The following is a 26,042-nucleotide window of genomic DNA, read 5'->3' as shown; positions in this document are numbered from 1 at the left end:
AATGTTACAAATTATTTACCACATATATATTATTCAATTGAATTTTTCCAATAAATATATCAATTATAGAAAATTTATTACAAAAAAAAGACACTATCTTATTTATTATTGCCAATAAATCGATAGTATCTTTCAAACGAACTATATATATTTTATATCAATAATTCTTATTTATGTATGGATAAATTTATCCTTCAAATAATTTGCTTAACGGCTTGTCATCATATATCCTATTTATAGCCTCTGCAATAAGCGGAGCCACTGATAATGACTTGAACTTATGTAAATCTTCTCTTTCAGGAAGAGATATAGTATTTAGCATAACTAACTCTTCAATAGCTGAATTATTTATTCTTTCAAATGCAGGACCTGAAAGAACTCCATGTGTACAACAAGCATATACATGAGTTGCTCCTAAATCCTTTAGAGCATTTGCAGCATTCGCTATTGTTCCTGCAGTATCAATCATATCATCTATAAGTATGCATCTTTTCCCTTTAACTTCACCAATTATGTTCATTATTTCTGAAACATTAGCTTTTGGTCTTCTCTTATCAATGATTGCAATAGGTGCATGCAGTCTATCTGCGAACTTTCTAGCTCTAGTTACGCTACCCAAATCTGGTGATACCACAACTACATCATCTCTATCAATTAATCCCTTTTCTATGAAGTACTTAGAAAGTATAGGAGCTCCCATCAAGTGATCTACAGGTATATTAAAATATCCTTGAATTTGCGCTGCATGCAAATCCATAGTTAATACTCTTTCAGCTCCAGCAGCAGTAAGTAAATCTGCCACTAATTTTGCTGTGATTGGATCTCTTGATTTTGCTTTTCTATCTTGTCTTGCATACCCGTAGTAAGGTATAACGGCTGTTATTCTTCCTGCTGAAGCTCTCTTAAATGCGTCAATCATTATAAGCAATTCCATAAGGTTATTATTAACTGGAGCACTTGTAGATTGAACTAAAAATACGTCAGCGCCTCTAACAGTCTCTCCAATATCTACTGAAATTTCTCCATCACTAAATGTACCTACCTTTGCAGTACCTACAGGCAAACCTAAAATACTTGCAATTTCATGTGCTAATTGAGGGTGTGAATTTCCAGTAAATATTTTGATATTCTTTCCATGGGTTATCATATTGTGAAGACCTCCTTAAAATTTGGGGTAGCTAATAAAACTATTTTTTTAGTCCTTTTTTATCCACCCAACCTTCTATGTTGGTTTGCTTTGCTCTAGCTATAGCAAGACTTCCTTCAGGAACTTCCTTAGTTATAGTAGAACCAGCAGCTATATAAGTGTTATTTTTAACTTCCACAGGAGATACTAAATTGGTATTACAACCTATAAAGGAATTATCTCCTATGATAGTTTTATGCTTATTTTCTCCATCATAATTTACCACTACAGTTCCACATCCGAAGTTACAGTTTTTACCAACTTCAGCATCACCTATATAAGTTAAATGTGAAACTTTAGTGTTATCATCTATTGTGGATTTCTTTATTTCTACAAAATCACCAATTCTTACTTTACTTCCAATCCTACTCTCAGGTCTTATATACGCGAAAGGCCCAACAGTAGTTTCATTTCCTATTGTACTATCTATTATTACAGAAGATTGTATTTCAACGCCGTTACCTATAGTACTATTGCTTATCCTTGAATTTGGATACAATATACACTCTTCTCCTATTACAGCATTTCCTTCTATATAATTTCCTGGATATATTACAGTATCCTGTCCAATCGAAACATCTGCACCTATATATGTGCTATTTGGATCAATCAGCGTAACTCCATTATCCATGTGAAATTTGTTTATTCTATCTCTAAGTATATTTTCAACTTTAGCCAACTCAACTCTAGAGTTTACCCCTATTGTTTGCTCAAACTCTGTTATCATTGCTCCAATTTTTTTATTTTCATTCTTAAATATTTCAATTATATCTGTAAGATAATATTCACCTTGAGCATTTTCATTAGATATTTTTTCTAATGCTTCACTTAAGCTTTGTATATCAAAACAGTACATTCCAGCATTGATTTCATTTACTTCGAGCTCCGCTTCATTACAATCCTTATGTTCTACTATCTTTTCTACACCTTCAGCACTTCTTATAATTCTTCCGTATCCACTTGGATTATCAATTACTGATGTCAAAAGTGTAGCATAATTATTTTCTTTTATATGAGTTTCTATAAGACTTTCCACAGTACAATTAGTTATTAATGGGGCATCTCCTGTAAATACTGCTACAACACCATTTTTATCCTTAAAAAAATCCTTCGCACATTTCACTGCATGGCCTGTTCCTAATTGTTCTAATTGCATTGAATAGGAGACTTCTCTGCTAGTTGTTCTTTCTTTAACAAGTTCTGCACCTTTACCAATTATTACATTAACATCATTTATTCCAGCATTTCTTATAGTATCAATAACATGATTAACCATTTCTTTTCCAGCAACTTTATGCAAAACTTTAGGTAAGTTGGATTTTATTCTTTTTCCTTGACCAGCTGCTAAAATTATAGCACATTTATACATTAAATCACCTCTTTATGAGTTACATTAAATTAATAGCATATTCAATTAATTTTATAATCTGAGCTTAACGCCTATTATATTATATTTTAAATAAATCACTATTTCAACTTTTTATAAAAAATTCGCTAAATTGATCTTTTATAGTAAAAAAATAAAAGGAAGTATCAACTTCCCTTTATCTACACTACTCCGCATCTTCAGTATCTACTTCTAATGCCTTTTCATATTCAGTTAAAATAGCTTCTTGAATCTTTTCTCTAGTATCTGTATTTATTGGATGGGCTATGTCTTTGAATTCTCCATCTGGAGTTTTTCTACTTGGCATAGCAATAAATAGACCATTTTGACCTTCTATAACCTTTATATCATGAACTACGAATTCATTGTCAAAGGTTACTGAAACTATTGCCTTCATTTTACCCTCAGCAGCTATCTTTCTGATTCTAACGTCTGTGATTTGCACTTCACTACACCTCCAGTTGCTTTATTGATTTATAAATTCTTCAAAAATTACTAAATTCCTCTTTTTTAAATTAAATTTTTTGAAAATTTTTTATTGTTTCTAAAATCAATCTAATATACTCTACTAAATTATATAAACTATTTTAATTATTAATAATTTTTATTGAAATAGAAGAGACGGATTCATTATAACCTCTCCAGTTTCCTCTACACCTTTTAACTCTGCTATTGCAACATAGTTATTTATAAGTTTCTTGTTAGTACCTACATTATCTACTAATACCCCTATACCGATTAGGTTACTATCAAATTCCTTTAACAAGTCAGTTATTCCTTTTGCTGTGCCTCCACCTTTCAAAAAATCATCAATAAAAATACACTTGCTACCCGTCTTCAATGATCTTTTTGAAAGAGACATCTGTTGCAGTCTACCTGAAGATCCAGATACATAGTTAATAGTAACCGTTGGTCCTTCAGTGACTTTACTATCCCTTCTTGCTATTACAAGTTGCACTCCAAGGTTTCTTGCAACTTCGTATGCTAAAGGAATTCCTTTGGTTTCTACAGTAACCACATAGTCTACTTCATCTTTGTTAAAAAATGAAGACAAAATCAGTCCAGCCTTACTGATTATTTCAGGATTATACATCACATCTGTCATGTATATAAAATTGCCTGGAACCACTCTATTAGGATCCTTTAACATTTCACATAACCTATTTGCAAAATCTTTTTTTGCTATCTCTCCTATTTCAGCTATATATCTGATACCACCAGCTGCTCCTGATATTGTTTCAACTCTTCCCATATACATTTTCTCTAAAAGCTCTCTTACTATCACTATATCCTCACTTATTGTGGACTTAGCGGCATTTAGTAATTCAGAAAACGTATTCAACCCAATAACTTTATTGGGATTTTCTATTAAATACTTAGTTATAGCTGCAATTCTACCATTTCTACTTATCTTCTCCAAAATATCACCTACATCATATACTTTACGAATTATATATATAAATTTTAATACTATCATTCATATTGTATTCAATATTATATCCAGAATCAATCTTTTTAACCATTTTATTATATATTCTAAACTACACCACCAAATTTATTGTAATATAATTGAACTTTTTGTAATTGAACAACCTAATTTTTTTATATTTTATACAAATACTATTAATTTTTCTATTAAATCCTAATATAATTATATGTATCAGCCGATATATAAATATGTAGCTTTATAATTAATATTTTTATTGATTTTTTATGTAATCATATAAAAAATATACAGGCCCAAATGAAGATTAATTAATTAAAATACCAATATAAAATACATTGTCCATCGTTATTATTAAAGGAAGGTATCTAATATGAAGATTGTTCAAGAAATATCATCTCCTGAATTACAAAATGGTATGATTATAGCTAAGGATCTTGTTGTTAACAATTCTGTACTTTTAACGAAAGGAACAGAAATTTCAGAAAATCTAGCTGAGAAAATAAAGCTGAACTTTCCACTTATACGTTTAGTTATTTACACAGAGACAAACCCTAGTAATTCAATTCTCTTTGAAACCCGAAATTCTGTGAAAAAGATCAAGATAGAAGAATCTTTCAATAGAATGTCTTCAGTTGCAGAAAATATTTTCCACTCTATCAGAGAAAGCGATAAATTTAACATGTCAGAGGTAAGAGAAATATGCGATGGTGTAATGGATGAATTAAATGAAACCGGTCTAGTAATAAAAAATATAATCGGAGAAAGAGAGGAGAACCTCTATCTTACAAGACATTGCGTAAATGTTGCTGCTATAAGTTCTTTAATTGGTAAGTGGCTTGACCTAACTAAAAAAGAAATAGTGTTTTTAACCTACTCCGCGCTACTACACGACATAGGAAAAGCAAAAATAAATCAAAACATTCTTAATAAGAAAACAAAATTAAGCAATGAAGAAATAAATCAGTGCCACTCACACTCTGTTTTGGGATATGAAATAGCTAAAAAAATACCTTACATTGATCAATCTATACTCTTCGGAATACTATTTCATCATGAAAGAGAGGACGGATCCGGTTATCCTCTTAAGGTAAAAGGCTCGCAAATACCTAAGTTTGCAAAAATAATAGCAATTGCTGATATTTTCGATGCTATGACTTCAAATAGAGTATATAAAAATAAAGAATGTGCACTTGTAGTTTTAGAGGAAATAAAAGCTGAGATATTTGGAAAACTTGATCCAAACATAGGGACAATCTTTATAAGTAATATATTAAATTATTATATAGGTGAGATGGTTGTACTTAATGACGGAAGGATAGGAAAGATAGTAAAAATAGATTTAAACTCCATAACGAAACCTTGGATATCTATTGATGAGGAAGTTATTAACTTAATGTCTAATTCTACATTAAAGATAATTGACATCTTATAAACTTATTAAGATTCAGCTAAAAATTATATTTTAGTTTTTAGCTGAATCTTATATTCTACTTTATCGGTTCACCATTGAAATTCTGATATTGAGGGATATTTTTTGCATCTCCCTTATTATTTTGATCTTTATGAAGCTTTTGTCTTCTTTTCCCATCATCAGTCACATTATTTCTTATTTTATTAGACATGTTCATCAACTCCTTTCAAAAATATTTTTCAACAATAAATCTCTTTTTATTCTTAGTAATATCTTTGAAATTAATCCTTATTTATAATATAAAGTTTCTATTAAGTAATAATTTTTAATATATTAAATTTTCAAATTGATATACCACTTCATAATAAAATTTAAAATTAATTTAATATTGCCATCTATAATGTGCATATATAGGACTCTTAAACCAAGAAAGTTTAACTTCACTGGCATTAGGATTAGTGTTATGAATAACATAAGGAATTCCGTCCTTGTCTCTTTTATCAGAAACTATAGCTACATGTTCATAATCTTGCAAAAAAACGACAATATCACCTGGTTGCCATTCTTGCAGATTTTCTGAATCTCTTGCCTTAAGTTCTGTAGTAACAGAAATGCATTTTCTCTGAAAAAACACATTTTGATTTGGAACTCTTCTAAAATCTATATTAGGATCTGGATTGTCTCCAACTCTTATATAACTTTTTTTGTGCTCTTTTATATCATTATCTATAAGAGTCTTCAAATCAATACCAGCCCCTTTTAACCCTCTCCATATTACATCAGTACAAACACCTTCACCTTCTGGAGGATATCCACCATAGTAATAATTACTTTTGTACTTCGTCTTAATTTCTACTTCTTTTCTTGCTGAATTTACTATATCAAGTGGATCTGCAATTCCATTATTATTTTTATCAACATTAGAATATTTGTTAGGCACTTCGAAGTCTTTTTTGAAGAAAAATTTTATTAAGTTATCATTCAATAAATTTCTGTATTTATTTTCTATAAAATTGATTACATAATATGTAGAAAAAATGGCTAAGGCAATTAATGCAACTAATATATATTTTCTAAACTTACCCAAACAAATCACCTCTTTCAAATACTATACGTAGAAGAGAAGTTATTAGTATCACTTTATTTGATTAAATTTTTTTTGAAATATAATTTTCACTCAAAAACTATATACCGCACTTTCTTATTTCTTATGCAGTAAAAAAGAACCATTACAAAACGAACTAATTTTGTTCATTTTGCAATGGTTCTTTTGATATACTATGCTTCTAGCAATTCCTCTATAACATTGTGCTTCCTAGAATATTTATAAACATAACCTTTATAAATTAACTCTTTATTTGGAATTTTTATTATATCATCACTTTTAATAAGTTCAGATTTTTTATCAAATTTATATATATTGCTATTTGACAACACTTGAGAAACAAATTGAGTACAAAAATAATGATTTTTCCTCTTTATCGGTCTATTAAACCAAACACCAAATAACCCTATAAAATTATATTTAAGTTCACTCTTAGAAATTATAAACTTATTGATTTCTGATATAATTTGATCATATTGTTCATCTGAAACTTTTATTCTGTAAATTATACATTCACTATCTTTAAATATACTATATACACCTTCATATAAGTTTTCTTGAACAAACCCACCAGAAAACGGATTTCTAGGACTTGTCCTCCCAAAAGAATACATCTTAGTAAAGGTATCATCAATACTCACCGAGGAGTGAGCATACTTATTTTTTGTTATTAGGTATATAATCTTAGAAAGCCATGTCCCTGTCTTTGAAAAGACCAAATATATATATCTATCTTCCATAATTTATGTGTGATCTCCTTTATTTAGGTTTTATTCTCTAAACCTTTCTAGGCTTTAATCTTTCAATTCTAAAAATTAATAACATTGAATTTACGTGTATCTACTATAAATTATAATAATACATATAATTATAAATATTAATTCTTTAGAATTTATGTTATATATATTAATTATTTTTTAATTTTTAGAAATGCGCCCCTTCATAATAAAATATAATATAAACTACAGTTTACTTTATGTATGGGGTCCATTTATGTGAACCTAAGTTATGTACATTGAAAAATCATAACCATATGTCTTTTAGCACACTTAACTTAATAGCTTAAATTAGATATCTATAGCACTTTACTCAGATTAATTTAATTAATATAAAATTCAAATTTCCAAGTAGAGACCTTTGAAAATTCAAAATTAAGAAAGATGCTCCTAAATATTTAGATCACTGATAAGATTGTCTATTATAATAAATGATACATTATTATTTCGGTAATAACAACAATTTGATTTTTTTAAATAACAGTAACATATTTACCCTTTTTTCATAAAATAATTATGAATTATGTTTTCATACGTGTGCAATTTTAAAAAAATGTATATAATTATAGATGGTAACTTATAAAGGAGTTGATATCTTGTCATTTAATTTTATAAAAGATAAAAATAAAAAAGTTCATTTTATAGGAATCGGTGGGATAAGTATGAGTGGTCTTGCCGCTATTCTATTAAGAGAAGGATATAAAGTATCAGGTTCAGATGCTAAAGAATCCGAAATAACAAATAGACTTAAAAATGAAGGTGCAGAGATTTACATAGGACATAATAGTGATAATCTTAACAATGTAGACTTGGTAGTATATACAGCTGCAATCCCTTCAGATAACCCAGAAATATTAGAGGCTAAAAGATCAAATATATCATTGATGGATAGGGCTGAGTTTCTAGGTAAGATAATGTTAGGTCATAAGTATGGTGTTGCTGTAGCTGGTACTCATGGTAAAACTACATGTACCTCTATGATTTCTCATATAACATTAGAAGCAGATTTAGATCCGACCATATTGGTTGGAGGAGATTTAGATATTATAGATGGTAACTTTAAGATAGGAAATAGCGAATATTTCGTAACAGAAGCTTGTGAATATAAAGAATCATTTTTGAAATTTTCACCATTTGTTGGTATTATCTTAAACATCGATGCAGATCATCTTGATTATTATAGAGATATTAATCATATCCAAGAAACATTCCAGAAATTTGCATCAATAATTCCTAATGATGGATATTTAGTGGGTTATGCAGATGATACTAGAGTAATGTCAGTAATCAACAATGCAAAATGTAATATTTTAAGCTACGGACTAGACAGTGGTGATGTAACTGCTAAAAATATATCATTTGATGAAAATGGTTGTGCTACCTTTGACGTATTCAGAAATGATTCTAACCTATTCTCTGTTACTTTAAATGTACCTGGAAAGCATAATATTTTAAATGCTCTTTGTTCAATATGTATTGGACTTATATTCGAATTGAAGTCTAAAGACATAATAGACGGGCTATATGCCTTCAGAAATGCTCATAAGCGATTTGAACTTAAAGGAAAAAAATCAGGTGTTACAGTAATTGATGATTATGCTCATCACCCAGTAGAAATTAAAGCAACCTTGAGCACAGCAAAGAATATACCTCATAAATCAGTTTGTTGTGTCTTCCAACCACATACTTATACAAGGACTAAGAGTTTATTCAACGAATTTACAGAAGCATTCAATGATGCAGACGAACTGATACTTATGGATATCTACGCTGCTAGAGAAAAAAATACCGGCTTAGTAAGCTCAGATGAATTAGGTGATGCTATAAGATCTAAAGGAATATCCTGCGTGAATGTACACTCTCATGAAGAAGCTGTTAATTACGTAAAAAATAAAGTTTCTAACGGAGATATTTTAATCACTGTTGGTGCAGGAGATGTTGTTAAGGTTGGAGAATTATTTTTAAACTCATAGATAATCTCAATTATAGCCACTATTTACAAATATTATAGATATATACTACTTCAATTCTTAAAATCCAAATAAAGATTTCGTTGGTTTTACGAATCTTTATTTGGATTAATTTCAATAAGAAATATTTTATCTATGGATGTACCACTTCATTATAAAATTTATATTTTTAAACTATTCTCTCATAGCCTAGAGGAATTTTAAAATACTTTTCATATTGAAATGGTACCAATCAATCTTTATAATCATTTCATTTAATACATATTAATCTTTCTTTAATATCCTAAAGTTCAATTTCTAAGATGATAGGCTTATTTACAAGTTCATGTTTTCCATCCACTATTAATACAGAACTATTATCAATAATATTACTATAAACCCCATCCCTCAAAGGTACTTCTATATTGCCTTTTTTCTTTTCTAAATTGAAAATACCTACTAATCTTGAATGTTCATTTTCATAAGATCCATATACAACACTGTCCTCTAAGAAATCAAGTGTATAAAATCCTTCTGCTACTATTTGCCTTCTCTTTAGACCAGCTAACTTTTTCATCAGGTTGATATACTCATCATTTATATTATTCCATTGAATTTTGTCCATATCAAAAAGGCTAGGGCATTTATCATCTAGTGCTTCTTCACCTGCATAAATTAAGGTTGCTCCTTTTTGAAAATAAAGGAAACCTGTCCAAAGCTTCAATGTTTCTTCATCAGGTATTAATTTTTTTGCTCTAGGCTGATCATGATTTTCTAAAAATCTAAGCTTCACAAAGTTATCAGGATATATTCCCTCCTGTATCTTAACCTTATTTATATAGTCACTTAAATTATTTTTCTTACTAAAATATCCTGTATATTCTACATTCACATCATAATCATAAGTTATATCAAAAGCTTGATATATTTCACTATCTGAAAGCCCTACAAATCCATTTTTTCTCATCTCAAGTAAAAAGTGAGGGTGTACGGTTTCAGAAAGCCAAATGTGATCCGGATTTACTTGTGCAACCGCTTGCCTTGAAGCCAACCAAAAGTCCAATGGAACTAATGGAGCTACGTCACATCTAAATCCATCTACCCCTATCGATGCCCAATATCTTAAAGTTTCTATCTGATAATTCCATAAATCCTTATTGTTATAATCTAGATCTACTATGTCCGTCCAATCTCCAACCTTGTTGCCCATTTTTCCATCCGGTTTCTTGTAGAAATACTCTGGATGATTGTCCACTAGCCATGAATCAGGTGAAGTATGATTATAAACTACATCTATCATACATAACATATCTAAAGAGTGAATCTTATCTATCAATCGTTTAAAATCTTCTAATGTTCCATACTCTGGATTCACACCTCTGTAGTCCTTTATAGCATAAGGTGAACCTAAAGATCCTTTTCTATTTTTTTCTCCTATAGGATGTATAGGCATGAACCAAACTATATCTGTACCTAATTCTTTTATCCTTTCGAGATCATCTTCTACATCTTTAAAAGTTCCATTTTCACCATGGTTCCTTACAAATACAGAATAGATAATCTTATTCCTTAAATTCTTTTTTGTATCTTTAGCCATATTTACCTCCTCAAAATATTACTGTAGTATAACAAAATATTAAACTATATAACTACTTTACTTCACTTTCTATAATATATCAATATCGTTTACATTTATTTAATAACCAGTTATCTTAACTACTTAAACATACAGCAAAAAGATCAGGCACATTAAACTTTGTTCCTGATCTAAATTACTAAAAAAATGAATTTTTACAACTCTTCTTCAATAAACTTATTTATTTTATGATCTAGTTCAATCAGACGATCTTGCTCTAGCTCTATTCTATATTGAAGTCTATTTGTGCAACGTTTTACTTCAGAATTTAGATTTTTAAGTTTATAATAGCTATCTTCAATCTTTGACTGTACTGCTATATCAGTAAATATATTATCAAAGAATATATCAAAAGCTTTAGTAAAAGAAGAAAAAGTAATAGTTTGTGAGATTTCATTTGAAACTATAGATACATCCGACAACTCTTTTTTAAACTTATCTACGAGATACGGTATGTTATTAAGCTTAACCTGTGCATCATCAATCCTTCGATGTTTTGCCATGGATACGACCATACTATCCATAAATATATCAGCTTTTCCCCAATTCATTGCACTAGATATACTCTCACTTGCACTATCAATAGCTCCAAGTAATCTTTCACCTGCAAAAATCGCTTCTTTTAATTCCTTTATATCCATAGAAATGATTAGTCTATCATTCTCCATACTATTCAGTCTTTCTTTTGTATCCGTACTTCCAAACTTTTTTATATCCGATTCCTTTTCTTCAATTAATCTTTTATATTTAATATCTGCGTCACGCACACTATTAAACTTTATTCTTAGTAAATTTACATCATCAAGTGCAGCTTTCATTTTCTGTTCACACTGATCAAATTCTATCTTAGCTTTAATATATTCCTGTCTCTCCTTATCTAATTTTTCTTCTTTGTTATGAAACAGTAAAGCTAAGAAATTCGATAAGGTTATACCTTCAAACTTTTTTATATCCATTTCTTCTTTATGAAGTCTTTCTTTAATATGTTTCAGTTCACTTTCATATTCCGAAAATAGGTTTTCAGCGGACTTAAGCTTCCTCTCAATATGCTCTTTTTCCTTAATTTCCTCTTTAGCCTTTCTTATCTTCTCATTTAATTCCCAATACATCCTTACCTCTCCATTACTTTTTATAATAATTTATTTTACTATTAGATCTTTAATTATACCTGGAATTTCTCTAACAGCACCATATATTTCAGTGATAGCATATGCTTTAACAAATACTCCTTTATACGTAGCTGAAACTTTATTTCTCTTACATAAGATTTGAGCTCTCCTAAGGTGAAACTCATTGGAAACCACAACTGCACTATTAAGATTTTGAGCTTTCATTATTTTGGATGTGAATTTTATATTTTCAGCAGTGTTAGTTGAATTATCTTCCATGATTATTTTGTTTTCATCTATTCCTTTACTTAATAAAATCCTTTTCATTCCTTCTGCCTCAGAAATGCTTTCTCCCTGTCCCTTTCCCCCAGAAACTATTATATATTTACCATAACCATGTTTAAAAAGTTCTGCTGCTTCTTCTGTTCTAGCGGTTAAGAAAGCACTTGGTGTGTCACCTCTCATGCTGCAACCTAATACTACTATGGCATCACTCTTATCAGGACGTGTAAAAAGGGGAATCCAAAATATAAATATTTCTGCTGCTATAAAAATTATTAAAATTATAGAAAGAAACATCTTAATCCTCTTTTTCATTATTAATACTCCTCTCTTTATTAATAGTAATAATCTTCAATATTTGTGCATAGAATTAACTGCACTCTCTATAATCAAACCAATCCTTCTCTAATTTACAATCTATAGATGTACCACTTAATAATTAAATTTATATTTTTAAATTGAACTGGTACGTATTTACTTACGTATTTAAAATTATATACGAAGTAAGAAGTATAATAGTTATTTTTAGGTTACGTATTTTAAAAAATTAAAAATATTTATTTAACTTCTAAAATTTTAATATCTAATTATAGAAATTTTTGGATATTCTTATAAATTTAAAAATATTGGAAAAAACCTTTGACACTTTCTGAGTAATCTGTATATAATGTTATTAAAGTAATTTCATTAAATAAATTTTAACGAAAAGGAGGTAGGACCATGTTAATAGCAAGATTTAGTTTTATGAATGGCAAATTTAGAAAATCAAATAACTTAATAACTATTAACAATAGCCCTATCTCTGCGAGTTTTATTGTCGAGTAATTATTGACAATTCTTAACTTTGTATGTATTTAGGTCATGGGCTATTGCTCATGACTTTTTATATTGTGTTTTTACGCAAAAAAGGTTGTGGGATATCCATGACCTTTTTTTGCATAAATGGGCACCATGTACAAACAAAAAGGGGGGAATAGATTTGAGAAGAATCTTAAATTATTTATTTAAACACAAGGCTATATTACTTATAGGCATTATATCTATGATTATAATTATAGCTGTAGACAACATTACGCCTTATCTTCAAAAGATAATAGTTGATAAAGTAATTACAGATAAACAATATTCACTTTTATATCCAGCACTTGGAGGAATCCTAGCAATTACTCTATGTAAGGCTCTTCTGGGATATGTTAAAGAATTTCTCTTTGACTTTATTGCAGCAAAAGTGCACAGAGATATTAAGAATGAATTATTCGAGCATATTCAAACTATGGAGTTTAAATATTTCGATAATATGAACACCGGAGAACTGATGTCTAGAATCGGTGAGGATGTAGAAAACATCTGGCAGACCATTGGATTTGGTTTAAGACTTTTCGTAGAAAACATTATATATTTTATTATCGGTACCGTTATATTACTAGCACTAAGTTGGAAGCTTGCTCTTGCATGTATAGTGATAATGGTTCCTATAGGATATATGGCTATAAAATTAGAAAAAGAGTTTGGATCAGTATACAGCAACATAAGCGACCAAACAGCAGAGATCAATACAACAGCTCAGGAAAATATAGCTGGGGTACGACTAGTTAAAGCTTTTACTAGAGAAAAACATGAGATTCTTAAATTCTTAAAAATGAATAGAACTTATTATGATTTAAATATGAATCAAGCAAAGATTGTAGGAAAGTATTTTCCTCCTATGGAATTTTTAACAAACATCTCATTAATAATAATGATTATCCTTGGTGGTGTTTTTGTTATAAAAGGTGAGATAACAATAGGAACTTTAGTAGCATTCAGTGGTTACTTAAATTCCCTTATCTGGCCGATGAGAAACCTTGGATGGTTAACTAATATGCTTGCTCAAAACCAGGCATCTGCAAAGAAAATCTTTGAAATATTAGATAGAAAACCTGATATTGCAAGTAAAGAAGATGCGATATCACCTGAAGAAATAAAAGGAGCTATAACATTTAATAATGTTAGCTTCAAATATAATGAAGAATTAGTTCTTAAAAATGTAAATTTAGACATCCCTGCTGGAAGTACAGTAGCCATAATGGGTACTACTGGTGCTGGTAAATCATCTATACTCCAATTGGTTGGTAGATATTATGATGTAGCCTCCGGTGAAGTTCTAGTTGATGGGATCAATGTAAAAGATATTGATTTGAAAAAGCTTAGGAGCAATATGTCTGTAGTACCACAAGATACCTTCTTATTTTCTGATACTATTGAGAATAATGTAAAATTCGGAAATAAGAACGCTTCAATGGAAGAAATTATAGAAACCTGTAAAACTGCTTGTTGCTATGACTTTATATCTTCTTTTGAAGAAGGCTTCGATACTGAAATAGGTGAAAGAGGTATTGGTCTTTCTGGTGGTCAAAAGCAAAGAATCTCAATTGCTAGAGCGCTTTTAAGAAAGGCTCCGATTCTTATTCTTGACGATTCTACATCTGCTTTAGACATGGAGACAGAGTATGAACTCCTTAAAAACCTTAATGATAAAGAAGAAAAAAGTACTACTTTTATAATTGCTCATAGAATATCTGCAGTTAAAAATGCTGATATGATACTGTTTGTTGAAAACGGTGAAATTAAAGAAGTAGGAAATCACGCTGACCTTCTATCTAAGAAGGGTAAATACTATGATATTTATTGTGAACAATTTAAAGATTTCGATTTAGTTGAAAGCGAGGTGGTATAATGGCTAAAAACACAGTAAGTCGTGATGAAGAAGGAATGCAAAGAAGTAAAACTGAACTTACTATAAGACTTTTAAAATATTTAAGCCCTTATAAACTTAAGGCAACAATAGTTATTATACTTCTATTATTTGTTATGATTTGTGGAATAATAAACCCTTATCTACTAAAGATAGCGATTGATAGTTATATCGGAGACAGTAATATAAAAGGTTTGATGTACATTGGTGCCCTCCTATTAACATTAAATGTTTTATCTATGGTCGCTTCTAAAATAAGAATTGTTATGATGTCCTCGATAACAAATAATATATTAGTAAATATACGACATGAACTTTACACTCATATTCAAAAGTTATCATTTTCGTTTTTTGATAACAGACCAGTAGGAAAAATATTAGCTAGAGTTATGGGAGATGTAAATGCTCTTCAAAATCTGTTTAATCAAAGTATACAAACTCTTATACCAGAATTAATGAGCTTGGTATGCGTTTCAATAATGATGCTTTTCCTAAACTTTAAGTTAGCATTAGCCGCTATTGCTATACTACCTTTTCTAGCAGTAGCTATGTTCTTCATAGAAATTCAATCTAGAAAAAGATGGGAAGTATATAGAAAGAAACGTTCAAACTTGAATGCATATAACCATGAAGATTTTTCAGGAATTAAGGTAGTTCAAGCTTTCGCAAAGGAAGGAGATACACTTTCTAAGTTTAAAGACCTAGTAAACGAACTAGTAAACTCTTTCGTTGCTGCTGTTAAATTTAATGACTTCTTTTGGCCATTAGTTGAACTTTCATGGGGTGTTGGTATTGTAATTGTGTTCTATGCTGGTTACTTATTAGTAAGATCTAATGATGTTACTATAGGTACTTTGGTAGCATTTTCAATGTATATAGGTATGTTTTGGAGACCTATCATGAACCTTTCAACCTTCTATAATACATTAATCACAAACTTCTCCGCCGCTGATAGAATATTCGATATCATGGAGATTGAGCCAGACATTGTAAGTGCTATAGACTCTATAAAGATGCCTAAGATAAAAGGTTCAGTTGAATTTAAAGATGTGACCTTTGCTTATGATGAAGGCTCAGTGGTATTAAATAACGTAAATTTTAAAGTTAACCCTGGAGAGACTGTAGCATTAGTTGGTGCAACAGGTGCAGGAAAAACTACTATAGTATCTTTACTCAGCAGATTTTATGATCCTACTTCTGGTGAAGTACTAGTTGATGGAAAAAATATAAAAAATGTAGAATTAGAATCCTATAGAACCCAGATGGGTATAATGCTTCAAGATACTTTCCTCTTCTCCACTACTATTAAAGAGAATATAAGATATGGTAAACTTGATGCAACTGATGATGAAGTAATTGCTGCTGCTAAGGCAGTAAATGCTCATGCCTTCATAATTAATATGGAAAAAGGTTATGATACAGAAGTCAATGAAAGAGGATCTAGACTTTCCTTAGGACAAAGGCAGCTTATTTCCTTTGCAAGAGCGCTACTAGCTAATCCAAGAATATTAATATTAGATGAAGCTACTTCAAATATAGATACTCATACTGAAAAATTAGTTCAAAAGGGTATAGAAAAACTTTTATTTGGAAGAACTTCTTTCGTTATAGCTCATAGATTATCTACAATAAGAGATTGTGATAAGATTATGGTAGTTGGAGATGGAAATATAAAAGAATGTGGAACTCACGATGAACTTTTAGCCCTTAAAGGTATTTATTACAACCTTTATAATGCACAATATAAGTTCTTAAATGAAGGAGCATAAAAACCTATTTAGATTTATATTAAAGGTGGTGAGGATTAATTATCCTCACCACCTTTACATTCATTATAATCATATATTTATAGCACTACTTCTCTCTATTTCATTATATCCTCGCCTAGCATTGAAAAAGCCTTAAGCACCATATATACTTTTATATCCATTTTGTGATTTGCTTTAAGTATTTCTTTAGCTTCAAATTGATCAATCATATGAACTTCGATATCCTCATCGTCCTCCAAATAGTCACTGCACACTTCTCCATCACAGTAACAATAGACTAAAGCTATGGATTCATCAGTCATTCCTACTGAAACATACAAAGATTTTATATCTTCCTTATTTACAATATCAGTTAAATTAAGCCCAGTCTCTTCATGAAGCTCTCTTTTTACCGCATTATTTATTTCCTCATCACCATCTATAAGCCCAGCTGGAAGTTCATAAACATAATCATTAATTGGAACTCTAAACTGTCTTATCATAACAAGTTTCTTGCTGTCTTTATGCATAGCTATTAATATTACTGCATCAACTTTCTCTTCTTTTTCTTTTTGTATCTGTAATTTTAAAGTTTCAAGATTTTTTCTAGATGCGATAGTCCAACTTCTAGTATTACCTTTTTTATTTGTATATTTTGCATCATATAAACTAAGATATTTAGTCTCAGCTAATGTTTCTATATTATTAATCTTAGGTCTTAAATTTTTCATGTTATCACCTTCATTTAATAAATTTGGTCATTTATTTAAAATTACATATGTATAATTCTATATGAAAAAAATTTTTATTTCAATTAACTTATAGTAACTAATACTATCTGCAATAATTTAGTTATTTAATTTAGATTTCTTATGGTGAAACTTAATTTAATATTAATTCTATGTTATTTTAGCATTAATTCTATACATCTTATATACTTTCACTACACACACATGAAAATTAAAGGTATAATTAGAAAAAAATAGATTTAATGAGATAGTATTATCCAATACATTATAAACCCTAAGAAACATTTAATTGTTATCCAAAACACTTTTTGCGTTATTTAATACCATATAATATAATTACAGCATGAGTTAAGACTTTAAGAAAAGATAAATATTAATACACTATCTTATTATTAAAGTTTAACAATAATAAAATTATTAAGGGGAGAGGTTTGTATGAACCACGAAACAATATTATTATTAATAAAAATAGGAGTCGGAATTGTAGCTTTCTTTTTCTTAGTTTGGTTGTCCGGTTTTAGGATTATTCCTAACTCCAAAGTAGCTATCATAGAAAAATGGTGGTCCTCAAAAGGTTCACTTAAGGAACAAATTATAGCCTTAAACGGTGAAGCAGGATTTCAACCAGTTGTTTTAAGAGGTGGTATTCACTTTTTAAGTCCTCTAGTTTATAAAATCCATACAGTTCCACTAGTAACTATCCCTCAAGGAAAAATAGCTTATGTATTTGCTAGAGATGGTAAACCACTAGAACCAACTCAAACTCTTGGAACAATAATCCATGAGGGTAACAACTTCCAAGATGTTAGAGGCTTTATAACAAATGGCGGACAAAAAGGTCCTCAAAGAGGTATAATCCGTGAAGGTACTTACGCCTTTAACTTAGCACAATTTATAATAATAACAGAAACCAAGACTTATTACCTTCCAATGGGAAATGATACTGAGCAAAAAACTATTATGGAGATGGCACAAAAAATTAGTGCAAGAAATGGTTTTGATCCTGTAGTTATTCAAGGTGAAAGTGATCTAGTTGGTATAGTTACTATACATGATGGTCCTTCTCTAGGAAAAGACAATATAATTTGTCCTACTGTTGGAGATGAACCTGCTGATCCAAATTATCATAATAATTTCCAAGACCCTGAAAAATTCTTAGCTGCTGGCGGTTACAGAGGTAGACAATATCAAGTCCTTGCAGATGGTACTTACTTAATAAACAGATTATTTGCCACAATAGAATATATACCTAAAACAGTTATACCTGTAGGTTATGTAGGTGTAGTTGTTTCATACACTGGTATGAAGGGAACTGACTCATCTGGAGATGATTACAAACATGGCGAACTAGTACAAAAAGGCTTTAGAGGTGTTTGGAGTGAAGGCCTTATGCCAGGTAAATATGCCTTCAACACTTATGCAGGAAGCATTATAAAAGTTCCTACTACTAACGTAATCTTAAAATGGATAAGCAATCAAAATGGTAATCATAGATATGATGAAAATCTTAAAGAAGTTAGCTTAATTACAAAAGATGCTTTTGAACCATCATTACCTTTATCTGTAGTTTTCCATATAGATTATAAAAAAGCTCCTATGGTAATTCAGAGGTTTGGCGATATAAAGATGCTTGTTGATCAAACACTAGATCCTATGGTATCCGCATATTTCAAAAACATAGGACAAACCAAAACATTAATTGAGTTAATCCAACAAAGAAATGAAATACAGAATCAATCTTCTGTAGAAATGAAGACAAAATTCTCTCATTATAACCTAGAACTAGAAGAGGTTCTTATAGGTACTCCTACAAGCTCAAAGAATGATACAAATATAGAACAAATTTTAACTCAGCTTCGTTCAAGACAAATAGCTAAGGAACAACTTGAAACCTATTCAACTCAACAGGCAGCTGCTGAGAAGGAAAAAGAACTAAAAGAAGCTGAAGCAGTAGCTAAGCAACAAACCTCACTTACTGAATCAGATATCAACATCAAGATTCAAGAAAATCAAGGTAAAGCTGATCTTATGAAATCAAGACAGGATGCAGAAAAGATACAAAGACTTTCAGAAGCTGATGCCTACAAAGTTAAACAACAAGCTGAAGCTGAAGCTTATAGATTAAAGCAACAAGCTGAAGCTAATGCTTATCAAGTTAAACAACAAGCTGATGCAGAATCATTTAGACTTAGACAAACAGGTGACGCTGAAGCATTTAAGATTAAAACAGTTGGTCAAGCAGATGCTGATAGAGAAGCTAGAGTTGGTATCTCTAAAGCTATAGCCGCAAAAGAACAAGTAAATGCTTTTGGTGGTGCTCAATACAAAGTAGTTCAAGAAATAATGAATAACTTTGCTGACGCTATTAAAACCTCTAAGATTGATATAGTACCAAAAACACTTATAACTTCTGGATCAAATGACGGAGAAAACGGTCTGCATAATGCATTTGAAAATCTAGTTATGTTATTATTAAGTGATAAGTTAACCTCTCAAGCTTCAAATGTTACTGAATTATCTGAGGAAGCTGAAATCTTAAAAAAAGAAATACTAAATAATGTTTCTCCTTCAGATATAAAAAATACTAAATAACATTAAGATAGACAAACTACCTTTAGTAGTTTGTCTATCTTTTAAATTACGTAGTATATTTTATTGCTTCATATACAACTGAACTTTTATTTTCTTCAGCTAGTATATATAATTTATTCATTGATTTAAATCTAGTTTCATCATCAAAATGCAAAATTATGTATCTATTATCTTCTAACTTAACAATTTCTTCTCTTACTGTTCTGAACTTTTTTTCATTTTTATGTTCAACAATTGATATAATTGCATCTATATCTTCTCTTTTAGAGGGAGCAACTTCCCACACAGACTGCGTATCTTTTAGATTTAAGTGCTTTCTTATCATCATCAAATCCGACATAATATATTTACTGTAAGCATTAGCTTTACTTTTTAAAATCCTATCATCTATGTAGTTATTAATTTTAACTACATTCTGTGAAAAAGTTCCTGTTATTAGTCCGGAACTTTCGTATATTTCATCTGTCATTCGTACCCAAAAAGTAGTTCCTGTAATTTCTCTAATCCTATCTTCAATTATCCCTAGATCAGTTCTAAAGTTTATATCCTTATCTATTAAATCAAATACAAGTACTATCTTTTGAGCAAAATCCATTAAAACTACATATCCTTTAAATCTAACTTGATATACTTCACGTTCAACATTTTTGACTACCTTTAAAATTTCTGAGCTTAATCCTTCACTAAGTGAAAATAACTTCAAATTATTTACCCCCTTAAAATCAAACTATAATAATAGTTCATATCTTTGGTTATAGTAGTTTTTATACTATCAATCTAAATGTACAATCACATAACAAAATCAATCTTTTCAATTGTACTTCTAAATATATATGAATTCTAAGAAATATTCTCAGTCGAAATTATATACCATTAAATACGCACAATATACATTATACATTTTTGTCAATTATATACAACATTTCTTTAAGCTATTTTATAATTTATCCGCTATTTTTTTTAAATGAATTTTAAAACAAGTAATTTTATATGAAAATAATATATAAAGAATAAATAATATTTATAATTATATATTTATATATTTATCTTTATAAATTATAATATATATAATTAGTTATTAAATAAGTATTTTCAACTTTTATTGTAAAAACAACAGCTTTATTATTTCTAAGATGTCTTTATGTAAATAGACATTTATATTTCTTATGATTTATTTTCGATTTAGACATTTAAGTAAGCGCTTTCATATTGTTTGCTTTTAATTAATTAACTAATGGACACAATATATAATATATTATTTTGCGAGGTGTTTTACTATGATAAAAAGAGTTATCTGGATTGTACTTGATAGTGTTGGCATAGGTGAACTTCCTGATGCTGCGAAATACGGTGATGTAGGCTCTAACACACTTGGCCATGTAGCTGAATTTAACAATGGATTAATTATACCTAATATGGAGAATATCGGTTTAGGTAATATTGCTGGAATTACTAGCTTAAACGAAGTAGTTTCTCCAACAGGTTGTTATGGCAAAATTCATGAAGCATCCAACGGAAAAGATACTGTTACTGGACACTGGGAGATGGTTGGAGTTAAATCAGAAATTGCTTTCCCTACTTATCCTGATGGTTTTCCTAAGTCTGTAATAGACAAATTTGAAGAATTCACTGGAAGAAAGGTTATAGGCAATAAGTCTGCTTCTGGAACAGAAATACTTGATGAACTTGGTGAAGAGCATATGAAAACAGGTGCTCTAATAGTTTATACTTCCGCTGACAGCGTATTTCAAATAGCCGCTCATGAAGATATAGTTCCTTTAGAGGATTTATATAAATATTGTGAATTTGCTAGAGAAATGCTTACTGGTGAAGAATCTGTAGCTAGAGTTATTGCGAGGCCATTCTTAGGAAACCCTGGTAGTTTTACAAGAACACCTAATAGAAGAGATTATGCTTTACTTCCTCCTCATGATACCTTATTAGATTTATTAGCTAAAAAAGGCTTAAATGTAATGGCTGTAGGTAAAATTGAAGATATCTTTTCCGGTAGAGGAATAACAGAAGCTGTTCACACTAAGGATAATATGGATGGAGTTGATAAAACTCTTGAGTATATAAAAGAAGATAAAGATGGTCTTATATTTACAAATCTTGTTGATTTTGATATGAAGTGGGGCCACAGAAGAGATGCAAAGAGTTACGGAAAAGGCTTAGAGGAGTTTGATGCTAGACTTCCAGAAATAATATCCTCTATGAAAGATACTGATGTATTATTCATAACTGCAGATCATGGATGCGATCCTACATTTAGAGGAACAGATCATACTAGAGAGTATGTACCTTTCTTAGCTTATGGTGCTCAATTGAAGAAAGGATTTAATCTTGGCACAAGAATTGGATTCTTTGATATGGGCCAAACAATAGCTGATATATTTGATGCTGGTGAAACAAAAAATGGTGTGAGCTTCTTAAATGATATAAAATAACAATTAATAATAATTAAATAATATTACTTGAGGTGAAATTATGGATTTAACTAAGAAAATACAAGATTCGGCTGAATTTATTTTATCTAAAAGCAAATACAAGCCGCAAATAGGATTAATTTTAGGATCTGGCTTGGGCAGTATTGCTGATATGATAGAGGATGCTGAATATTATAACTATAATGAACTACCAAACTTTCCAGTATCAACTGTAGAAGGTCATGCTGGTCGATTAGTAATAGGCATGTTTCAAGGAAAGCAAGTGGTTGCTATGCAAGGTAGATTCCATTATTATGAAGGCTATGCCATGGAGCAAGTGACTTTTCCTGTAAGAGTTATGAAACTTTTAGGTATAGACACAATCATTGTAACTAATGCGGCAGGTGCTGTAAATACAAACTTTAAACCTGGTGATCTTATGATTATAAATGATCATATAAATCTTTCAGGAACTAATCCTTTAATAGGTAAAAATCTTGATTCTTTTGGAACTCGTTTTCCAGATATGTCTGAAGCTTATAACGGTGAACTTATTAATAAAGCAAAAGAAGTTGCAAATTCATTAAATATAGATATAAAAGAAGGCGTATACGCTATGTTTAGTGGCCCAACTTATGAAACCCCTGCCGAGATAAAAATGGCAAGAATCTTAGGTGGTGATGCTGTAGGTATGTCCACCGTTCCTGAAGTTATAATAGCAAATCACAGCAAAATAAAGGTTCTAGGTATTTCTTGTCTTACAAATATGGCTGCAGGAATATTAAAACAACCATTAAGCCATGTAGAGGTAATGGAAACTTCTGCCCTAGTAAGAGATAACTTCATATCACTTATGACAAACATAATAAAAAATCTATAATACAAAACTTGCTGAAGTGACCTTCTTCAGCAAGTTTTTTTGCGCATCTGCCTTTCCGAATGCATATGAGGAAAACTTGGCAGGCGAATAAATTTTAATTTTTTACTGAATAGCAGTAAAAAAGGTTGATGGCTACAATTAATGCCATCAACCTTTTTGTTCATTAGGTGTTCTACTTATAAATCTATTGTATATATTTAGTGCTTCGTTAAATTCATTGCCAACTTCTATTATATCTTGAGATACAAGATCTTTTTCGCTAGCTTTAATTAGTTTTTCTAATTTTTCTCTAATATTAGTTATATTGTTTAGTAAAGTCTTCTCGTCCATCTAACTAACACCTCCATCTATATTTTTTACATTTAATGTAAATCTTAAACATAGTGGAGTGATTTTTATTTTAGCCTACTTTATGACAATTAAATCTTTTGGATAACCATTAAGTACTTCACATCCATCTTCTGTTACTAATACTAAATCCTCAATTCTAACACCAACATTATTATGAAGATAAATTCCTGGCTCAATTGAGAATATCATACCTGGCTTCACTTCCTCTTTATTAACAGAGCTTACGTCACCAAAATCATGAACTTCAATACCTATTGAATGTCCTGTCCTGTGAGTAAAATACTTCCCATACCCATATCCTTCTATCACATCTCTAGCAGCCTTATCTATATCACAAAATCTAGCGCCTGGTTTAACCTTTCTTATGCCAGCCAAGTTAGCTTCAAGAACAATTTCATAAACTTTTCTTGCTTCTTCAGAAGGCTCTCCACAGAAGAAAGTTCTAGTCATGTCTGAACAGTAAAATTCGTTTCTACAACCTGTATCTATTATTATACTATCTCCTAGCTTTACCATAGATGCATCAGTTTCATGATGAGGATCTGCTCCATTAGCACCATATGCTACTATAGGTGTAAAAGAAAATCCTTGAGTTTTTTCTTCTTCATATAGTTCACTTAATATGCTACTAATAGCTTTTTCACTCTTATCCTTTGAAAATCTGTTTACGACTTTGCCCATGACTCTATCATTTATAGCAGATGCTTTTCTCATAAGCTCAATCTCTTCCGCGTCTTTAATTGTTCTCGCTTTATCTATAATAGGTGATCCATTTACAAAACCTGCTGCTGCATCCTTTTCCATAAGTCTAATTAAGAAATGTGCCTGCCAGTTCTTGTCAATTCCTATTGAGCATGTTTTATCTATAATATTGCAAAGCGCTGAAATCGGATCTTGTGTGTCATTATACCAAACCAAATCTAGCCCTAAGTTTTCATGTATAGGAAAAAGCTCATTGATTACAAGCTTTCTATCTCCTCTTGTATTTATATATAAAGCTAATAGTCTTTCACCTGATTCTATCCATTTGCCAGTAAGATAAAATACCGCTGCTGGTGAGGTTATGATCATTTGATGTAGATTCTCTTTACTCATATCTTCTAATATTTTATTTAATCTATTTTCTTTCATTCTGCTCTCTCCTTGTATAATTATAAAATACTTATTTGTATATTTTTTGACTATTTTTATTTACACAGTCAATTGAGTATTTCTTTTTTGTTAAAGCTACATATTAATTATATACAAAAAGAACTAGATAATCCATTACCTTGGATCATCCACTATATGTATGTTATGTTACATAATATTTATCTTCATGTATTATGTACTTATATATTCACAAAAGGCATTTTGTTATAAATCAGTAATTAATTTTATATAGTAACAATCTTTAATACTTTATTAATATTGTTCAAATGAAGATGTGAATATACATTAAGTGGTATAATGTATTTAATGGAATCATACTTATGTTTTTTAATTAGGAGGAAACTAAATGAGAATTGCAGTTATATCAGATATACACAGTAACCTTTATGCTCTGATTAGAGTTATTGAAGATATAGATACTCAAAATGTAGACACAGTGATTTGCTTAGGAGACTTGGTTGGTTATGGGCCTCAGCCAAATGAAGTTATAGCTATGGTAAAAAGAAGAGGATTTTTATGTATAAAAGGAAACTATGATACATCTGTTGTAGATAATGGCTTCACATATATAAGAGACACGAATATAAATTCTTTTTCTCTGCCTTGGACTGTAGAAGAATTAAGAGCTTCAAATAAATACTATCTTGAAAACTTACCAGACAGTATATCTTTAAAAATTGATAATAGAAAAATACTTTTCGTTCATGGAAGCCCAAATAAAATAGATGAGTACTTATATGAAAATAATCCTGATTTAGATACTATAGTAGACGAAATAGATGAGGATATATTAGTATGCGCGCACACACATATGCCTATGGTAAAGCAATTGAAAAATAAAATGATAATAAATGGTGGTAGTGTAGGTAAACCTAAAAACGGTTCCCCAGATTCAACTTACGCAATAATAGATATATCTAAAGGTAGAAGCACTCGCGCAGAAATAAGAAAAGTGAGCTATGAATATAAAAGAATAATGAAAGACATGGAGATGAAGAAGTTTCCTTCAACCTTAATTCATTCTTACGAAACTGGTTACGAATAATGGGTCTGTGTCGAAATTAAGTAGTTATCCATCCGATGCTTCAATGAGCTTACGCAAAGAATTAATATGATCATGAT

Annotated in this window: 22 protein-coding genes; 8 read left to right on the top strand and 14 right to left on the bottom strand. The window is 30.1% G+C overall.

Annotated features, from left to right (window positions below; genetic code table 11):
- Positions 1-187: 187 nt before the first annotated feature.
- From J3477_RS23430 to purR, 4 genes are all read right to left on the bottom strand, one after another.
- The gene (locus J3477_RS23430) at positions 188-1,147 is read right to left on the bottom strand and encodes a ribose-phosphate diphosphokinase (protein ID WP_206872663.1); all 960 of its coding nucleotides are present in this window, start codon (positions 1,145-1,147) and stop codon (positions 188-190) included.
- A 40-nt stretch (positions 1,148-1,187) separates the two neighbouring features.
- A complete protein-coding gene (glmU, locus tag J3477_RS23425; protein WP_206872662.1) occupies positions 1,188-2,555 on the bottom strand; it encodes a bifunctional UDP-N-acetylglucosamine diphosphorylase/glucosamine-1-phosphate N-acetyltransferase GlmU in 1,368 nt (455 codons plus the stop codon).
- Between the two features lie 184 nt (positions 2,556-2,739).
- Positions 2,740-3,018, bottom strand: coding sequence for a septation regulator SpoVG (gene spoVG, locus J3477_RS23420; RefSeq protein WP_206872661.1), 279 nt, complete (start codon positions 3,016-3,018; stop codon positions 2,740-2,742).
- Positions 3,019-3,177: 159 nt separating this feature from the next.
- Entirely contained in the window at positions 3,178-3,993 is an 816-nt protein-coding gene (purR, locus tag J3477_RS23415; protein ID WP_206872660.1) for a pur operon repressor, read from the bottom strand.
- Positions 3,994-4,390: 397 nt separating this feature from the next.
- On the opposite strand from purR, the gene J3477_RS23410 reads away from it, so the two are divergent.
- On the top strand, positions 4,391-5,452 hold the full coding sequence (locus J3477_RS23410) for an HD-GYP domain-containing protein (protein WP_206872659.1): 1,062 nt from the start codon (positions 4,391-4,393) through the stop codon (positions 5,450-5,452).
- Positions 5,453-5,507: 55 nt separating this feature from the next.
- Here J3477_RS23410 and J3477_RS26340 read toward each other — a convergent pair whose 3' ends face one another.
- The 3 genes from J3477_RS26340 to J3477_RS23400 all read right to left on the bottom strand — a co-directional run bounded on the left by J3477_RS26340 (position 5,508) and on the right by J3477_RS23400 (position 7,276).
- Complete coding sequence (locus J3477_RS26340) at positions 5,508-5,642, bottom strand: clostri-philic family protein (RefSeq protein WP_284692029.1); 135 nt, start codon at positions 5,640-5,642, stop codon at positions 5,508-5,510.
- A 171-nt stretch (positions 5,643-5,813) separates the two neighbouring features.
- The gene (locus J3477_RS23405) at positions 5,814-6,518 is read right to left on the bottom strand and encodes a DUF1287 domain-containing protein (RefSeq protein ID WP_228731351.1); all 705 of its coding nucleotides are present in this window, start codon (positions 6,516-6,518) and stop codon (positions 5,814-5,816) included.
- A gap of 191 nt (positions 6,519-6,709) precedes the next feature.
- Positions 6,710-7,276 (bottom strand): hypothetical protein, encoded by a 567-nt coding sequence (locus tag J3477_RS23400; protein WP_206872658.1) that lies wholly within the window; start codon positions 7,274-7,276, stop codon positions 6,710-6,712.
- Positions 7,277-7,908: 632 nt separating this feature from the next.
- Here J3477_RS23400 and murC point away from each other — a divergent pair.
- Positions 7,909-9,285 (top strand): UDP-N-acetylmuramate--L-alanine ligase, encoded by a 1,377-nt coding sequence (murC, locus tag J3477_RS23395; protein ID WP_206872657.1) that lies wholly within the window; start codon positions 7,909-7,911, stop codon positions 9,283-9,285.
- Positions 9,286-9,565: 280 nt separating this feature from the next.
- Here the strand turns inward: murC and J3477_RS23390 are convergent, their stop codons facing one another.
- From J3477_RS23390 to J3477_RS23380, 3 genes are all read right to left on the bottom strand, one after another.
- Positions 9,566-10,858: an alpha-amylase family glycosyl hydrolase gene (locus J3477_RS23390; RefSeq protein ID WP_206872656.1), complete on the bottom strand. Its 1,293-nt coding sequence runs from the start codon at positions 10,856-10,858 to the stop codon at positions 9,566-9,568.
- Positions 10,859-11,052: 194 nt separating this feature from the next.
- The gene (locus J3477_RS23385; RefSeq protein ID WP_206872655.1) at positions 11,053-12,006 is read right to left on the bottom strand and encodes a hypothetical protein; all 954 of its coding nucleotides are present in this window, start codon (positions 12,004-12,006) and stop codon (positions 11,053-11,055) included.
- Positions 12,007-12,036: 30 nt separating this feature from the next.
- Positions 12,037-12,603: a YdcF family protein gene (locus J3477_RS23380; protein WP_206872654.1), complete on the bottom strand. Its 567-nt coding sequence runs from the start codon at positions 12,601-12,603 to the stop codon at positions 12,037-12,039.
- Between the two features lie 664 nt (positions 12,604-13,267).
- On the opposite strand from J3477_RS23380, the gene J3477_RS23375 reads away from it, so the two are divergent.
- On the top strand, positions 13,268-15,004 hold the full coding sequence (locus J3477_RS23375; protein WP_206872653.1) for an ABC transporter ATP-binding protein: 1,737 nt from the start codon (positions 13,268-13,270) through the stop codon (positions 15,002-15,004).
- A gap of 35 nt (positions 15,005-15,039) precedes the next feature.
- The gene (locus J3477_RS23370; RefSeq protein ID WP_503826903.1) at positions 15,040-16,791 is read left to right on the top strand and encodes an ABC transporter ATP-binding protein; all 1,752 of its coding nucleotides are present in this window, start codon (positions 15,040-15,042) and stop codon (positions 16,789-16,791) included.
- 95 nt (positions 16,792-16,886) lie between these two features.
- Here J3477_RS23370 and J3477_RS23365 read toward each other — a convergent pair whose 3' ends face one another.
- Positions 16,887-17,501 carry an NUDIX hydrolase gene (locus tag J3477_RS23365; protein ID WP_206872651.1) on the bottom strand — a complete coding sequence of 205 codons (615 nt, stop codon included), beginning with the start codon at positions 17,499-17,501 and terminating at the stop codon, positions 16,887-16,889.
- Positions 17,502-17,954: 453 nt separating this feature from the next.
- Between J3477_RS23365 and J3477_RS23360 the strand changes: the two genes are divergently transcribed.
- Entirely contained in the window at positions 17,955-20,111 is a 2,157-nt protein-coding gene (locus tag J3477_RS23360; RefSeq protein WP_206872650.1) for an SPFH domain-containing protein, read from the top strand.
- Between the two features lie 46 nt (positions 20,112-20,157).
- On the opposite strand, the gene J3477_RS23355 is transcribed toward J3477_RS23360, so the two are convergent.
- Complete coding sequence (locus J3477_RS23355) at positions 20,158-20,814, bottom strand: hypothetical protein (RefSeq protein WP_206872649.1); 657 nt, start codon at positions 20,812-20,814, stop codon at positions 20,158-20,160.
- Positions 20,815-21,388: 574 nt separating this feature from the next.
- On the opposite strand from J3477_RS23355, the gene J3477_RS23350 reads away from it, so the two are divergent.
- Positions 21,389-22,558, top strand: coding sequence for a phosphopentomutase (locus tag J3477_RS23350; RefSeq protein ID WP_206872648.1), 1,170 nt, complete (start codon positions 21,389-21,391; stop codon positions 22,556-22,558).
- A gap of 40 nt (positions 22,559-22,598) precedes the next feature.
- Positions 22,599-23,417 carry a purine-nucleoside phosphorylase gene (locus J3477_RS23345; RefSeq protein ID WP_206872647.1) on the top strand — a complete coding sequence of 273 codons (819 nt, stop codon included), beginning with the start codon at positions 22,599-22,601 and terminating at the stop codon, positions 23,415-23,417.
- Positions 23,418-23,564: 147 nt separating this feature from the next.
- Here the strand turns inward: J3477_RS23345 and J3477_RS23340 are convergent, their stop codons facing one another.
- Together J3477_RS23340 and J3477_RS23335 are read right to left on the bottom strand one after the other, a co-directional pair.
- Positions 23,565-23,747 carry a hypothetical protein gene (locus J3477_RS23340; protein ID WP_206872646.1) on the bottom strand — a complete coding sequence of 61 codons (183 nt, stop codon included), beginning with the start codon at positions 23,745-23,747 and terminating at the stop codon, positions 23,565-23,567.
- Between the two features lie 75 nt (positions 23,748-23,822).
- A complete protein-coding gene (locus tag J3477_RS23335; protein ID WP_206872645.1) occupies positions 23,823-24,899 on the bottom strand; it encodes a M24 family metallopeptidase in 1,077 nt (358 codons plus the stop codon).
- A gap of 367 nt (positions 24,900-25,266) precedes the next feature.
- Here J3477_RS23335 and J3477_RS23330 point away from each other — a divergent pair, with 367 nt between their 5' ends.
- The gene (locus J3477_RS23330; RefSeq protein WP_206872644.1) at positions 25,267-25,965 is read left to right on the top strand and encodes a metallophosphoesterase family protein; all 699 of its coding nucleotides are present in this window, start codon (positions 25,267-25,269) and stop codon (positions 25,963-25,965) included.
- Positions 25,966-26,042: the final 77 nt, after the last annotated feature.

Source organism: Clostridium zeae (genome assembly GCF_017312485.1).
GTDB classification, from domain to species: domain Bacteria; phylum Bacillota; class Clostridia; order Clostridiales; family Clostridiaceae; genus Clostridium_AR; species Clostridium_AR zeae.
Note: the sequence above shows the minus strand (reverse complement) of the source record. Positions and strands in the feature narration are given on the sequence as shown.

Excerpts from the sequence above, each read along its gene's own strand:
- J3477_RS23430 (WP_206872663.1), bottom strand. The coding sequence starts at position 1,147 with ATGATAACCCATGGAAAGAATATCAAAATATTTACTGGAAATTCACAC.
- glmU (WP_206872662.1), bottom strand. The coding sequence starts at position 2,555 with ATGTATAAATGTGCTATAATTTTAGCAGCTGGTCAAGGAAAAAGAATA.
- J3477_RS23410 (WP_206872659.1), top strand. The coding sequence starts at position 4,391 with ATGAAGATTGTTCAAGAAATATCATCTCCTGAATTACAAAATGGTATG.
- J3477_RS26340 (WP_284692029.1), bottom strand. The coding sequence starts at position 5,642 with ATGTCTAATAAAATAAGAAATAATGTGACTGATGATGGGAAAAGAAGA.
- J3477_RS23400 (WP_206872658.1), bottom strand. The coding sequence starts at position 7,276 with ATGGAAGATAGATATATATATTTGGTCTTTTCAAAGACAGGGACATGG.
- J3477_RS23390 (WP_206872656.1), bottom strand. The coding sequence starts at position 10,858 with ATGGCTAAAGATACAAAAAAGAATTTAAGGAATAAGATTATCTATTCT.
- J3477_RS23385 (WP_206872655.1), bottom strand. The coding sequence starts at position 12,006 with ATGTATTGGGAATTAAATGAGAAGATAAGAAAGGCTAAAGAGGAAATT.
- J3477_RS23380 (WP_206872654.1), bottom strand. The coding sequence starts at position 12,603 with ATGAAAAAGAGGATTAAGATGTTTCTTTCTATAATTTTAATAATTTTT.
- J3477_RS23370 (WP_503826903.1), top strand. The coding sequence starts at position 15,040 with ATGCAAAGAAGTAAAACTGAACTTACTATAAGACTTTTAAAATATTTA.
- J3477_RS23365 (WP_206872651.1), bottom strand. The coding sequence starts at position 17,501 with ATGAAAAATTTAAGACCTAAGATTAATAATATAGAAACATTAGCTGAG.
- J3477_RS23360 (WP_206872650.1), top strand. The coding sequence starts at position 17,955 with ATGAACCACGAAACAATATTATTATTAATAAAAATAGGAGTCGGAATT.
- J3477_RS23350 (WP_206872648.1), top strand. The coding sequence starts at position 21,389 with ATGATAAAAAGAGTTATCTGGATTGTACTTGATAGTGTTGGCATAGGT.
- J3477_RS23345 (WP_206872647.1), top strand. The coding sequence starts at position 22,599 with ATGGATTTAACTAAGAAAATACAAGATTCGGCTGAATTTATTTTATCT.
- J3477_RS23340 (WP_206872646.1), bottom strand. The coding sequence starts at position 23,747 with ATGGACGAGAAGACTTTACTAAACAATATAACTAATATTAGAGAAAAA.
- J3477_RS23335 (WP_206872645.1), bottom strand. The coding sequence starts at position 24,899 with ATGAAAGAAAATAGATTAAATAAAATATTAGAAGATATGAGTAAAGAG.
- J3477_RS23330 (WP_206872644.1), top strand. The coding sequence starts at position 25,267 with ATGAGAATTGCAGTTATATCAGATATACACAGTAACCTTTATGCTCTG.